Annotated in this window: 10 protein-coding genes, 2 tRNA genes and 1 pseudogene; 10 read left to right on the top strand and 3 right to left on the bottom strand. The window is 47.7% G+C overall.

The features are described 5' to 3' along the window. Positions 1–449: 449 nt before the first annotated feature. The 4 genes from B5F71_RS16095 to B5F71_RS16110 all read left to right on the top strand — a co-directional run bounded on the left by B5F71_RS16095 (position 450) and on the right by B5F71_RS16110 (position 6,950). Positions 450–2,060: a glycosyl hydrolase gene (locus B5F71_RS16095; RefSeq protein WP_087212287.1), complete on the top strand. Its 1,611-nt coding sequence runs from the start codon at positions 450–452 to the stop codon at positions 2,058–2,060. Between the two features lie 30 nt (positions 2,061–2,090). Next, on the top strand, positions 2,091–4,166 hold the full coding sequence (locus tag B5F71_RS16100) for a hypothetical protein (RefSeq protein WP_087212289.1): 2,076 nt from the start codon (positions 2,091–2,093) through the stop codon (positions 4,164–4,166). 116 nt (positions 4,167–4,282) lie between these two features. Then, entirely contained in the window at positions 4,283–6,724 is a 2,442-nt protein-coding gene (locus tag B5F71_RS16105) for a glycoside hydrolase family 95 protein (RefSeq protein WP_087212292.1), read from the top strand. Positions 6,725–6,749: 25 nt separating this feature from the next. Further along, positions 6,750–6,950 carry a hypothetical protein gene (locus B5F71_RS16110; protein WP_158098122.1) on the top strand — a complete coding sequence of 67 codons (201 nt, stop codon included), beginning with the start codon at positions 6,750–6,752 and terminating at the stop codon, positions 6,948–6,950. Positions 6,951–7,081: 131 nt separating this feature from the next. Here B5F71_RS16110 and B5F71_RS16115 read toward each other — a convergent pair whose 3' ends face one another. Next, on the bottom strand, positions 7,082–7,633 hold the full coding sequence (locus B5F71_RS16115) for an AraC family transcriptional regulator (protein WP_087212296.1): 552 nt from the start codon (positions 7,631–7,633) through the stop codon (positions 7,082–7,084). Further along, positions 7,597–9,426: an ATP-binding protein gene (locus B5F71_RS16120; RefSeq protein WP_143269922.1), complete on the bottom strand. Its 1,830-nt coding sequence runs from the start codon at positions 9,424–9,426 to the stop codon at positions 7,597–7,599. The genes B5F71_RS16115 and B5F71_RS16120 overlap by 37 nt, the downstream gene beginning before the upstream one ends. A gap of 80 nt (positions 9,427–9,506) precedes the next feature. Here B5F71_RS16120 and B5F71_RS16125 point away from each other — a divergent pair, with 80 nt between their 5' ends. The 3 genes and pseudogenes from B5F71_RS16125 to B5F71_RS21065 all read left to right on the top strand — a co-directional run bounded on the left by B5F71_RS16125 (position 9,507) and on the right by B5F71_RS21065 (position 12,939). Next, positions 9,507–10,811, top strand: coding sequence for a hypothetical protein (locus B5F71_RS16125; protein WP_087212302.1), 1,305 nt, complete (start codon positions 9,507–9,509; stop codon positions 10,809–10,811). A gap of 259 nt (positions 10,812–11,070) precedes the next feature. After that, positions 11,071–12,624: pseudogene (locus tag B5F71_RS16130) on the top strand (glycoside hydrolase family 97 catalytic domain-containing protein); the annotation flags it as partial. Then, a complete protein-coding gene (locus B5F71_RS21065) occupies positions 12,619–12,939 on the top strand; it encodes a glycoside hydrolase family 97 C-terminal domain-containing protein (RefSeq protein ID WP_262483257.1) in 321 nt (106 codons plus the stop codon). The pseudogene B5F71_RS16130 and the gene B5F71_RS21065, both read left to right, overlap by 6 nt. 25 nt (positions 12,940–12,964) lie before the next feature. Here the strand turns inward: B5F71_RS21065 and recO are convergent, their stop codons facing one another. Next, a complete protein-coding gene (gene recO, locus B5F71_RS16140; RefSeq protein WP_087212312.1) occupies positions 12,965–13,687 on the bottom strand; it encodes a DNA repair protein RecO in 723 nt (240 codons plus the stop codon). Positions 13,688–13,878: 191 nt separating this feature from the next. On the opposite strand from recO, the gene B5F71_RS16145 reads away from it, so the two are divergent. The 3 genes from B5F71_RS16145 (at position 13,879) to B5F71_RS16155 (ending at position 14,519) form a co-directional block, all read left to right on the top strand. Then, positions 13,879–13,950: transfer RNA gene (locus B5F71_RS16145), tRNA-Glu, on the top strand. 43 nt (positions 13,951–13,993) lie between these two features. Continuing rightward, complete coding sequence (gene rpsT, locus B5F71_RS16150; protein WP_022039305.1) at positions 13,994–14,248, top strand: 30S ribosomal protein S20; 255 nt, start codon at positions 13,994–13,996, stop codon at positions 14,246–14,248. A 187-nt stretch (positions 14,249–14,435) separates the two neighbouring features. Next, a tRNA-Leu gene (locus B5F71_RS16155) sits at positions 14,436–14,519 on the top strand. Position 14,520: the final 1 nt, after the last annotated feature.

The raw sequence follows: 14,520 nt of genomic DNA on the forward strand, positions 1-14,520 counted from the left end.
TTTTTTTTTAAGTTCCTTTCTCGCTTCTTTAAGCTTAGCCTCTTTGGCTGCTTTTTGAGATTTCAGTTTGGCATTTTCTTTACGAAGACGTTTTACCTCTTCTTCCAGGATCTCTTTATTGGATTTTGAATCTGATTTTTTCATTGTTTTCAGTTACTTAATTATTCTACTAAATTACTAAATATCAATGAAATACACAAATCTTCAAAAAACTATTTTGCCTGCTAAAGTGTTAAATTTCAGAGCATAATATGAACAATAACAAGGGCGTTTGATACTGCTTTTTTAGGAACGTAGAACTGGACACACTAATTATTAATCTTACAAGAAACGCAGTTAGCAGACTGTTGAAACGTAGAGAAGTAAAAGCACAAGATTGATTAACCGGACACAGAAAAACAATCAATAGTCAACATGCATAAAATCAAAAACGTAAACAAAAAAACACCATGAAACAACTGAAATCTTTTCTATTCCTGTTTCTGGCAAGCACACTTTTCTGGGCTTGCTCGGACGATGACACCGTAAACAAAAGCTTGTGGGGCGACTCGTATGCCCGTTTCGTACGCAACGCCATGACAGTAACCTCAACCGAGGGCACTGCCGAAGCCATCATCGACTGGCAACAATCAACCTGGGAAATCACTTTGGGAGAAGGCAATATCGTGACCAATGTAACCCCCACATCGGGCGGTGACAACAACGGTGAGCACCAATTTACCAAAGTAACCCTGACCTGTAATGCCAACACTTCGATGGACACCCGTACACAGGTTATCCGCCTGACCGACCGCAACGGGACAACCACCGAGCTGACCATCACCCAAGAAGGTGCGGGCGGCATTGTACTGACCGTAGACCCGGCGGTCAAATACCAGCCGGTAGCAGGTTTCGGCGGCATGTATGCAGTCAGCATTTGGGGCACTCCCACTATTACAGCCGATGAAATGAACAAGATGTATAGTCCGGACGGACTGGGATACTCCATCCTGCGCCTGATGATTTATGCCGATGAAACCCGTTGGGCAGATGACGTGGATGGTGCTAAAATCGCACAAAGCCACGGTGCCACCGTATTTGCCTGTCCGTGGAACATTCCGGCGGAATGGGCAGACAAAGCGGACGATACCGACCACCTGAAGCCTGAACACTACGCCGACCACGCCGACCATCTTATCAAGTATATCAATTTCATGAAACAAAACGGGGTGGACATCTATGCCGTTTCGGTACAGAACGAACCCGATATGGACTTTACTGCCTGGACACCGCAAGAGGTGGTAAACTTTCTGAAGCAGGAAGGCGCACGCATCCGCGAAACCGGTGTGAAGCTGATGTCGCCCGAAGCCTGCGGCTACCAGCCCGAATATACCGATGCCGTACTGAACGATGCAGAAGCCTTTGCGCAGACCGACATCGTAGCCGGACACCTCTACCAAGGATTCATCGACTTAAGCAGCGATTACGTGAAAGGCCGCCACGACTATGTATGCGGACTTTATCCGCGTCTGGGAGGCAAAACCTGGTGGATGACCGAACATCTTTTCAATGACGGAGAGAAAGAAGAAGACCCGTCGATGTGGCAATTCCTTAACTGGGACTACAACTTCTCGCATCTGGCAAAAGAAATCCATATGTGCATGGACGGCTATTGCAGTGCCTACTTATACTGGTACCTGAAACGTTTCTATGGCATGATAGGTGACAACGACCCGCGCAGTCCGGTAGCCGAAGGTGAAATCGCCAAGAACGGATACATCCTGGCTCACTACGCACAGTATGCAACGAACACAACCCGTATCGCCGTGACTTCGGGAAGCGAGAACATCGATGCCACCGCATACATCAACGAGACAGGCAACGAAATAACTCTTGTCCTCCTGAACCAATCGGACCGCACACTGAGCATACAAATCCCGATGGACGGTATCAGTCAAGCTACTGCGGTAGAAACCAGCGAGACAAAAAATATGGAAACCATTGATGTCAACGTAACAGGAGAATTCGTATCTTTGTCCATATCCGGAGAAAGCATTGTCTCGGTACGGATAAAACTTTAACATTGAAAAGAACAAATATTTTGAATCATCATGAATGTACGTAAATCTTATCCCATGAAAGCTGCCTTGGCATTTGCTTTCGGACTGACTCTTGCCACTTCTTGCGGGAGCCAGCAACAACCAAGCCTAGACCCACAACTGATGGGTACGGGTAATCCTTACCTGCCCTTATGGGAACACTTGCCCGACGGAGAACCCCGTGTATTTGAAGACCCCGACAATCCGGGCAAGCTGCGTGCCTACATCATCGGCTCGCACGACCTGCGCATGGACAGCTATTGTGGTCCGGACATCCGTATATGGTCGGCACCTGTGGAAGACTTGACCGACTGGCGTGATGAAGGCCCGATATTCACTTACGAAACGGAAGGCCAATGGGACGTGATGTATGCACCCGACCTTGTAGAAATCAAACAAAAAGACGGTAAGAAAGTTTACTATCTCTATCCGCACAGCCGAGGTGCCAACCGCGAGGCAATGGTATGCAAAGGTGACCGGCCTGACGGTCCGTTTACTCCTGTCAACCTGAATGAAGACGGCACACGCACAGTACCGGGCAGCATTTTAGGCTTTGACCCGTCTATTTTCATCGAAAACATTTCCGACCCGAAAGACCCGGATTATGAAATAGGTTTCCGTGCTTACGGCTTCTGGGGCTTCCAGCGTTCACTGGCTGCCCAATTGGACCAGCATACCATGTATTCTGTACGGCCAGGTACCGAAATCATCCCTTATTTCATCCCTGCCAGCTTAAGATATGGCGAGATACGCGACCCGAAGGGAACAAAATATCCGGCACTCTACAAAGAACAGAAACCGGAAGATTTCAACTTCTTCGAAGCATCATCTATCCGACAAGTAGGTAACAAGTATGTGATGATTTTCTCGGGCTATTCCGGTCCCGACTACGGATTGGGAAGCACTAACTCGACCCTGCGTTATGCCTTCGGCGATACTCCGTTAGGTCCTTGGCGCAGCGGAGGTGTATTGGTAGACTCGCGTGGTGTGGTACTTAACGAAGATGGCAGCAAGCTGCAGACCACCAATGCCGCACACAACACGCACGGCAGTCTGCAGGAAATCAACGGACAATGGTATGTATTCTATCACCGTCCTCCTCGCGGATTCGGGTTTGCACGCCAGGCGATGGTGGCACCTGTCACCATCCAATGGGATGAAAAACCCGTGGCAGAAGGAGGCAAAGTAACCATTCATGGCTACGACCCGTATGCCCCCGACAGTATCTGGCAGGCGCAGGCAAGTAACGGAGATACCTATACCGGTGCCGAAGTTACCTCGGAAGGCTTCCAGATATTCGGAATGGACCCCTACAAATATTATTCTGCCGGCTACGCATGCTACTTGTCGAATGTAGGCAGCCAACAGGATGCATGGGACATCTGGAGCAACGATATGCCTATCAACGTAAACGGTGGTGACATCATCGGTTACAAATATTTCGGCTTCGGCGGACTGTACCAAGCTCAAAAAGGCCTGAAGCCTTTTGCCGGTTCCAAAGAGTATGACAAGACTTATTTCAACCTTTTCCTGACCGCTACAACCTCATCAGCCTTCAAAGTAAGTGTATGGCTGGACGGTCCATGGGACAATGACGTGTGGAAAGGCAAGAAAATAGGTGAAATCACCGTTCCGGCAGGTTCGAGCCAAAGCGAAGTGACCAAATTCACACTGGACGTGACTGATGCCGTAAAAACACTCGACAAGAAACATGCCATCTACCTGGTAGCGGAAAGCGATGCTGAAGGACAGGTATGTGTATTGCAGGGACTGGGATTCAGTGCCGATGAAAAGACTTTGGTTTATCCTGCTGCACCGGCTGTCAGCATCCAGGTCAATGGCAAGGAAGTAGAGTTGCCTACCGTTCCCGTCCGTTCTACCAATGCCAACGGTTATACGGGATACGACCAATACGAAGCGACTTATACGCTTCCGGAAGCAACAGAAAGCGTACCTCAAATCACGGCAGCTTCGAACAATCCGGATGTAAAGATTGAAATCACCCAACCGGAAACCAAAGACGGCAAGGCCATCGTGAAGTTCGACTACAGAGGTGTTGTGAAAACATATACTGTGATAATGAATTAATGTCAGTCAGGAGTTATACCATGCACAAATAAATGCCGCATGAAGTATAACTCCTGAACAAAGTGATAACAGTTAACAGCCGCTGTGTTCAACCAATAAAACATGAAACATGAAACATGAAAACACGGAAATTGATTTTAGCAATTGTATTTTCGGGACTGACGGCAATAGCCGGCTATGCCGAAGACTTGAAATTGTGGTACAGCCGTCCGGCTACGGAATGGACGGATGCCCTGCCTATCGGAAACTCGCGGATGGGAGCGATGGTATATGGCGGTACGGAACGGGAAGAACTGCAACTGAACGAAGAAACGTTTTGGGCAGGAGGACCACACGATAATAACAATTCCCTTGCCCGTTACGTGCTCCCTACGGTGCGCCAACTGATATTCGAAGGAAAGACTTGGGAGGCACAACGGTTGTGCGATGCCAATTTCTTTTCGGGAAAGAACGGCATGAGTTATCTCACCTTGGGAAGCCTTTTCCTTGATTTTACCGGGCACAAGGACGCGACAAACTATTACCGCGACTTGAACATCGCCAACGCCACAGCCACTACCCGTTATGAAGTGGACGGAGTGACTTATACCCGCACGGCTTTCGCTTCGTTTACCGATAGCGTCATTGTAATGCGTGTGCAGGCAGACCGGAAAGGCACTTTGGCTTTCCGGCTTGCTTACGAGAACCCGTTACAGCATGAAGTGAAAGCCGAAGGCAATAAGCTGTCGGTGGTTTGTTACGGCAAAGACCAGGAAGGAGTAAAGGCAGCCCTGCGTGCCGAATGCAGGGTGCAAGTGATTACCAACGGCACCGTAAATTCTTCAGATAAAACTTTGGAAGTGGCAGACGCGGATGAAGCGGTGATTTATATCGCTGCGGCTACCAATTACGTGAACTATCACGATGTAAGCGGCGATGCGGCGACACGTGCAGAAAACCGCTTAGCCCAAGCTGTGAAAGTGCCCTATGAAAAAGCACTGGCTACCCACACCGCTTACTACCAAAGCCTGTTCAACCGGGTACAGCTGACGATTGGCGAACAGACAGACGAAGTTTCCCGGAAGGAAACCGATATACGCATCCGCGATTTCAACCAAGGCAAGGACCAGACTTTACCTGTACTGCTTTTCCAGTACGGACGCTACCTGCTGATTTCGTCTTCACAACCCGACGGGCAACCTGCCAACCTGCAAGGCATTTGGAACCGCAGCGTAAACGCACCGTGGGACAGCAAGTACACCATTAACATCAATACGGAAATGAACTATTGGCCTGCCGAGACTACTAATCTAAGCGAAATGCACCAACCGCTGTTCGCCATGCTGAAAGACTTGTCGGAAACGGGAGCGAAAACAGCACGCGAAATGTATGACTGCCGGGGATGGGTGGCACATCATAATACCGACTTGTGGCGCATTGCAGGTCCGGTAGACTTCGCCGCTGCAGGTATGTGGCCCAGTGGCGGATTCTGGCTAAGCCAGCATTTGTGGCAACATTACTTGTTTACGGGCGACCTGACGTTTTTGCGGGAATATTATCCGATATTGAAAGGCGCGGCATTGTTCTGTCTGGATTTCCTTGCCGAAAACCCGAATACCCGCGAATGGGTCATTGCCCCTTCAGTGTCACCCGAACACGGTCCGGTAACAGCAGGATGCACAATGGATAACCAGTTGGCATTCGATGTGCTTTCAAACGCACTGCGCGCTTCCTTGGCTGTAGGCGACGAGACAAGTTTCCAAGACACGTTGCGGCAGACGATTGACCGCTTGCCACCGATGCGGATAGGCAAACACGGCCAACTGCAAGAGTGGACAGAAGATGCAGACAATCCGAAAGACGAGCACCGGCACATTTCGCACCTCTACGGACTGCATCCCAGCAACCAGGTATCGCCCTACAGCCACCCCGAACTGTTCCAGGCTGCACATACCACGTTAGAGCAACGGGGCGACAAGGCTACAGGCTGGAGCATCGGCTGGAAAATCAATTTTTGGGCGCGGATGCTTGACGGCAATCATGCATTCCGTCTGATTAGCAATATGCTGCAGCTCTTGCCGAGCGATGCCGAAACAAGCCAATATCCCGAAGGGCGCACGTATCCCAACCTGTTCGACGCGCATCCGCCTTTCCAGATAGACGGAAACTTCGGCGCAACAGCAGGCATTGCCGAAATGTTGTTGCAAAGCCACGACGGAGCGGTACATCTGCTTCCGGCATTGCCCGATGTATGGAGCAAAGGTGAAGTGAAAGGCCTGGTTGCCCGCGGCGGCTTCGAAGTAACGATGAAGTGGGACAAAAGCGAATTGCGTGAAGCGGTCATTCTGTCGAAACTGGGCGGCACATTGCGTGTCCGTTCGTATGTGCCGCTGAAAGGCAAAGGCTTACACGAAGCCCAAGGTGAATGCCCGAACCCGTTGTATGCTCCCGCAGCCATCAAAACACCGCAGGTATCACCTGAATTAGGCACTCCTGCCAAACCTGCCCTCCGCAAAGTATACGAATACGACATCGATACGAAACCCGGAAAGCGTTACCGCCTGATAATGGATAACTGAGAAGCTGTTTTGAATTTATCGTGCGATGATTTGGGATGAGTTTTTGAGGCATTTTCGCTTGTGTGATGAGGAAGATAGCGGGCTATCTGACGAAGAATATGGGCGAAAAGGACCAAAAAATCGCCCAAAGCACACACGAAAACGGATACATCAAGCCAAGAAAAACTTTTTGGAGAAATTCAAAACAGCTTCTGATAATGGCTCGAAAGGAGTTAGAAGGAGTTAATGCCAATAGCGCAGAAGTATTGGCTTCTATCTCCCTCTAACTTCTTGTCGGCTAAATCGGACATTCATTGATATAATTTGTGCCGGCGCGGGCCTTTCTGCGTCATCGGTGTTCCATCAGCATGAGTATGTTCAGGCTTCATCCGGATGTTTCGTACCAGTTCCGGTAACCTCCGTGTCTTCGGATGCTTTTTCTCCTGTTTCTGCGTACTCCGTCGGAGTCATCCCATATTGTCTTCTGAACATCGTCGAGAAATGGGTCTGACTGGAAAATCCTACAGCATAAGCCACTTGCGTAATCATAAGCCGCTTTTCCTTCAAAAGCCGTGCAGCCTGACGCAAACGGATATTACGGATAAAATCGCTTACCGCAAGACCGGTTATGTCTTTCATCCGGCGGTGCAATTGGGTACGGCTCATACCGACTTCCTTTGCCAACAATTCCACACTCAGCATGGGATTACCCAAATTCTGGTCAATGACTGTCATTACACGTTCCATCAATATCTCGTCCGTATTTTTCACCTTGAGCGGTTTCACCTTCCCTTCCTGCTCCTGGCTACCGGAATATTTCCCTTTCAGGCGAAGACGATTGCTTATCAGGTTGGCAATGAGCACATCCAGTTCATCCTGACTGAACGGTTTGTTCAGATATCCGTCCGCTCCTTGTTCCAGACCTTCCATACGACTGCCAATTCGGTTTTCGAAGTCAACAGCACAACCGGAATGTGGTTGGTGTTGGGATTCTTCTTCAGTTCCTTCAGCAACTGAAATCCGTCCATTTCCGGCATCATCACATCCGACACGACCACATCGGGCAACGTGGCAAGTGCTTTCTGCCATCCTTCCATGCCGTCGGCAGCCACATCTACCCGGTAATGAACCGACAGGCTTTCCTGCAAGAAATTCCGCAAAGCCTCATCATCGTCTATCACAAGCACACGGTAATGTGTCGGATTCCGCTTTCCTTTCTCCTGGACGGGGAAATAGGCAGGTTCCTCCACACGTCCATGTAAGGAAAGATGTTCTTCCGGCTTCCCATCTGCCATTTCTTCTTTTTTCAGATGCTTGTTTCCCAAAGGTAAACGCACCACAAACCTGCTTCCCTGCACATCTTTCCTGTTTTCTGCAAAAATGACACCATAATGAAGCTTTACCAATGCCTGACATAAATTCAGCCCAATGCCGAACCCTTGCCGGGCAGATACACGGCCGGATTCGCTTTGATAAAAGCGTTCGAATATCTTCTTCAATTCTCTTTCATTCAAGCCTTTACCTGTATCCTCTACTGCTATCTCCAAATAATCGCGCAAAGGTCCTGCCGCATCCGGAGCACTGCCCGTCTTCACACTGACACAGACGGTTCCTGACTGCGGAGTATATTTCAATGCATTCATCAAAAGGTTCACCAGCACTTTGTCGAAATTGTCCGGGTCTACCCATACCAAGGGCAAATCATCTGCAAACTCCACTTGCAGGGTAATGCCCTGCTGGCGTGCCTGCCCTGAAAAAGCATCCAACAGCTCATTCACAAAATGCCGTATGTCAATCTCCGCAAAATGCAACCGCATCTGTCCTTTGTCTATCCGCCGTACATCGAGTAACTGATTCAGCAGCTCCAATATGCGATTGGCATTGTAACGGATAAGCAGCAATGATTTATGCATTTCAGCATCACTGGCTTTTTTCAGCAAATCTTCTACCGGAGAAACAATCAATGTGAGCGGAGAACGTATCTCATGGGCAATGTTGATAAAAAAGCGCAGCTTCATTTCTCCCACTTCCTCGCGGCGTTTGCGCTGCACGGCAATATACCACAAACAACATGCACCTATTATAAATAAGGTATAGAGTATCCGGGCAAACGGACTAAAATACCAAGGGGGAGCTATATGCACCTTCATCGCCCTGACAGGCGAACAAAAACCATTTTCGCACGCCCGTAACAACAAAGTATAGTCACCTGGAGGCAAGTGATGATACTGTATACGACTCTCACCCGGCAACGTCCGGCTCCAGGTATCACCGAATTCTTCCAACCGATATTCATAAAAGATACTTTCCGCATTCTGGTAATCCATCATCGAAACCCAAAAAGCAAACGAGTTGTCAGAATAAGAAAGGTGAACGCCTGTAGCCCTCACCAAATCTTCACTGACAACCGGATGCTTGCCTGAAAGGGTCTGCCGATTTACCAACCGGCCATTGACCTGCATCCCGGTAATGACCGGCGTACGTTCCATCCGCACTTTTCGGATACTATCCGGATGAAAACAAACAATTCCTTTCCCACTCCCGAAATAAATGCTTCCATCTGTAGCCTGTGTATAACGTCCTTCCAGGTATACGTTTCCTTGCCAATCATCTCCCGCATAATAATTGACAACCTCCTTCGTATGTCCATCAATGCGACTAATTCCCCGCATCGTACTGCACCACAAATCGCCGTGACCGTCTTTCACCAGTCCACAAATCACATCATCTTAAAGGCCTTGCCCGGTCATCATCACCGAATACTGGTTACGTGTAACGTCATAGCAAAGCAAACCGTTACGCGTTGCCATCCAGATACTCCCGTCTTCTCCCTGCCGACTGGCAAGATGCTTATTTCCAACTGGTGTATTATCCCACCGTAGCTTCTGCCGGAATAGCTAACATCTACACTGCCACTACACGCAACCATCTTTATGCAAAGCAGGGCAGACCTTTGGCCAACCTGCATGCGAAGCAAGCTGAAGAATTGTTCGAAAAAGACAAACGGCTGACATGTTATTACAATGATACACTGGCAAACGGCAAATGGAAAAACATGATGTCGGACATACACATCGGTTACACACAATGGTCCATGCCCAAACAAGCACTGCTTCCTTCCTTACAACAAGTCACCCTGCAAGACACCCCATCTTTAGGCATTTGCCCGGAAGGCTGCGAGGCTACCGACTATACGGACAAACTGGCATTGCCTCTATTTGACGCATTGCTTGACCAAACCTATTATATTGACCTCTTCAACCGAGGAAAAGGAAGCATCAATTTCACGGCAACTCCGTCACAAACTTGGATAAAAGTCAGCCAACCCTCCGGGACGGTAAAAACCGAAACGCGCCTCCAAGTCAACATAGACTGGGCTGCCATCGGCAATGGAACACACGAAGCCTGCCTGACCATCAAGAGTGGAGAAACCAACTTTCCTATCGGTATCCGGGCCGTCAAAGGACAAGCACCAGACACAAAGGAAGCCTATTTCGGCAATTTGAGTAAAACCGAATTTTCCATCCCAGCATACCTATATAACAAAAACGTTCCCGGAAAAGATGCCGCATGGACTGAACTGCCCGACTTGGGAAGAGGATATGCCTGTATGGGTATCAGCCCTGTAACAGCTCCTAGTGCCCAGCCTGAGGAAGCCCCATACCTAGAATACCAGATACTACTGCCCGATACTGGAACCGTCTCGCTCTGCATCGGTATCTTACCCACACAAGACGTTTATCCCGAACGAGGCTTGCGTATCGCCGTAGCAATAGACGATGAAATACCGGAAGTGATAGATGCCCGCCAAGGATTCGTGGACACATTCGGCGAATACAATCCAGCCAACTTGGCTCAGTCGCCCAACCTGAAACCACTTCCCAAGCAAGACAAGACCATCAAGCTTACCGGTTCCAAGCAACTTCGCCGTAACGAAGTATTCGACATCCTGCATATGCTAACCACAAAACTGCATGTAAAGAAAGCAGGTATGCATAGATTAAAACTATATATGATTGATCCGGAAATCGTACTCGAACAACTCGTCCTCTATCCCGACAACCGGTATCCAAGCTATTTTGGAGCACCTGCAGTACGACACCAATAACTCTCATCACAATGAGCCTGTCTTAAAATAAAAGACAGCTTTCATTTGTCATTCTGTCCCAGAGCGAAGGATCTCGAAAACATAAACTATTATATGAGAGCCCCTTCACTCTGAGACAGAATGACCTTACTTTTTCAACAGTCATTGTTTGAAACTGTTTTGAATTTCTACATGATAAAATACACCTCTACCAATTGTCACCATCCGCTTTTTTCCGTATATTTGCCTATCCAAACTTATAAAACTGTTAAAACCACCTATGAAACACAAATTATTTGCCATATTCACAACGCTGTTATTTACTTTTACATTGCAAGCTACCGAAATCCATTCACCCAACGGACAAATCAGCGTAACTCTACACTGCCCGGAAAATAATGCAGCAGGCACAGCCTGCCTTTCTATCCGATACGGAGACCAATACATTTTCAACCAAATCCATTTGGGAATACAGACCAACCGACAAGACTTATCCTCTAAGCTGCGCCTGCAATCGGCATCGGAAACAAGCCTTCACACCGATGATTATCAAATGATCACCGGCAAACGCCAGCACTGTATCAACCATGCCAATGAGCGGAGATTCATTCTGGTAAACGATAAAGAACAATGTCTGACACTTATTATACGGGCATACGATGACGGAATCGCTTTCCGCTACCAGCTGAAAACAGCCCCAAACGGAGAAATGATTACAAACGAATGTACTTCCTATGATCTGGCAACAGGTTCTCCACGCTGGATGCGTCCCCGCTCAGTAGACAACGAAGGCTTTTATCCTTTCAGCACCGAAGGTTGCAAATCCGGCGAATGGGGATATCCCGCCTTAATGGAACCACAGAAAGATGTATTCGCCCTGATAACCGAATCGGATTTACAACGTATTCATTGTGGAACTTATCTGGTAAACGAAGGCACGGAACGTTATCGGGTGAAAATGGTAGAGGATGCATTATCTGTGACGGGCGAATGGCATTCAGCGTGGCATACACTTATCATCGGTACACTGGCCGACATTACCGAATCGACCTTGACAACCGATGTCGCTACACCCTGTCAGCTAAAGGATACCAGTTGGATAAAACCCGGTAATGCATCGTGGATTTACTGGGCACACAATCACGGGGCACGCAATTGCGCCTTGCTGAAGCAATACGTAGACTTGGCTGCTTCCATGCACTGGCCCTATACACTGATCGATGCCGAATGGGACCAAATGACGGGAGGTACCATCGAAGATGTCCTCACTTATGCTCATTCGAAAGACATTCGACCGATACTTTGGTATAACTCAACCACCAACTGGATTGAAGGAGCACCTACTCCACTCTACCGCCTCAACAAGGCAACCGACCGTGAAAAGGAATTTGCCTGGCTGGAAAAGCAAGGAGTGAAAGGTGTAAAAGTGGACTTCTTCCCAACCGACACCCAGCAAGCAATCAACTATTATTTCGACTTACTGGAGGACGCAGCACGCCACCACTTGCTCGTAAACCTGCACGGAGGTACACTACCGTGGGGCTGGTAACGTACCTATCCGCAACTGATTACCTTGGAATCCGTATATGGAGCTGAATGGTATAATAACAACGAACGACTCACCTCACGTGCAGCCTGCCACAACGCGACCTTGCCTTTTACACGCAACGTTATAGGCTCAATGGACTATACACCCGGCACATTTTCTGACTCGCAGCACCCACACATCACCAGTTACGGTCACGAGTTAGCTCTGCCCATCCTTTTCGAATCGGGCATCCAGCATATGCCTGATCGTCCTGAAACGTACCAAAGCCTGCCTGACGAGGTGAAACAGCTTTTATCAACTCTCCCTACAACGTGGGATGATACCAGACTGCTGAGCGGATATCCTGGAGAACACGCCGTTCTGGCACGCAAAAAAGGAAACACATGGTACATTGCCGGCATCAACGGAAAAGACACGCCGGCAATCCTCCGTTTTTCACTGCAACGCCTTTCATTGCCACAACAGACGGCTGTACTTTTCATCGGGGACGGAACAGATGAAAAATCATTCCGCATCGAAAAAAATCTTTCCATAGGAAAAGAGACAGAAGTTCCTTGTCTGGCACGAGGTGGATTCGTAATGCAAATAACCCTCCCCTAACTCTCCTCATCGGAAAAACGCCTGCTTAAAAAAGTTCCTGAAGTACCCGGAATGACTTCAATTCCTGGAAATCAGGAAGATGCAGGCGATAATATTCATGAATGATGTCGAGGCAACGATTGCGCTGGGTACGATTCATTCCAAACAAATACATCGTATCATAGTTCATACGCATCAAATTACAGATGCGCGAAGCCTCAGCAGGAACGACAAACATACCATGCGACGGTGGCTCCATCACAAAACAGGCATTCAACAAATCAAAACAGCAACCTTCGGCATAATCTTCCATATTCGGATACAACCCCAGAAAACGAGACAAACGCATCAAAAAGACTAAGTGAAAATTAGCAAAACTTTTTTCACACGCATCAAGCCATTGTATCGAATAAACCAAATAAGAAAACAATGATGCACTGGCTCCCTCTTCTTTCAAAGCACGATAAAGAAACTCAGCCAGAAACAGCGCAATAGCAGACTTATAGGGATCGTAAGGCAAGGATTGGAAAACCATCCATGCCTTCGCCTCACGAATGGGATGTACACTGGCACGAGGACGCACCTCGGCTTCGAACTCTACCAACGACAAGGGCTGGAACAGCACCGACCTTACCATTGACTTGCGTGAACGTTGCGCTGGGAACAAGAAGGACATCCTCCCACCCTCACCTGTATAAATACAGGCAATATTTGAACGGTCATTATACTTCAGTGTATGTAACACTACTCCCTGATATTTCTGTAACATGGCTCTACAAATAAAACTAAAGAATCAAAATGTGACACTGATCTCACTTCCATTCACTGTTTTACACTTGCAAAGATATGACTTTTAAGGAGAAAGTATATTTTTTCTGCAGAAAGTTTTGCAGGAATAAAAAATCTTCCTACCTTTGCATCCGCAAATGAGGGATACTTTCCTCGAAAGCATCAAAGGATGGCCCGTTCGTCTATCGGTTAGGACGCAAGATTTTCATTCTTGAAAGGGGAGTTCGATTCTCCCACGGGCTACATAATAAACAGAATCACGAACAATATTTAAAGATTAGTCGAGATGGCAAATCACAAATCATCTATTAAAAGAATCAGACAAGCTGAAAAAAGAAGACTTCACAACAGATATTATGCTAAAACAATGCGTAACGCAGTGAAGAAACTTCGTATGACTACTGACAAGGCAGAAGCAGTAGCAATGTATCCTAAAGTACAAAAGATTTTGGATAAAGTAGCTCAACGCAACATTATCCATAAGAACAAAGCTGCTAACTTAAAGTCAAAACTGGCTGCTCATATTGCTAAATTGGCTTAAGTAATTGTTAGCGCAAAAAGATAGCAAGGTTGAATCTTACCGATTCAGCCTTTTGTTATTTGTACTCAGATATTAAATAATAAGAAGAAAGATGATGTTAAAAGTATTTTAGAATATTCCAAAACCCCTATAAATATTTGGAACTTTAATATATACTTCTTACCTTTGCACCGCAATTCAACGGAATGCCCAGATGGCGGAATCGGTAGACGCGCTGGTCTCAAACACCAGTGGAGTAAAATCCATCCCGGTTCGACCCCGGGTCTGGGTAC

The organism is Bacteroides sp. An269 (genome assembly GCF_002159755.1).
Taxonomy (GTDB): Bacteria; Bacteroidota; Bacteroidia; order Bacteroidales; family Bacteroidaceae; genus Phocaeicola; species Phocaeicola intestinalis.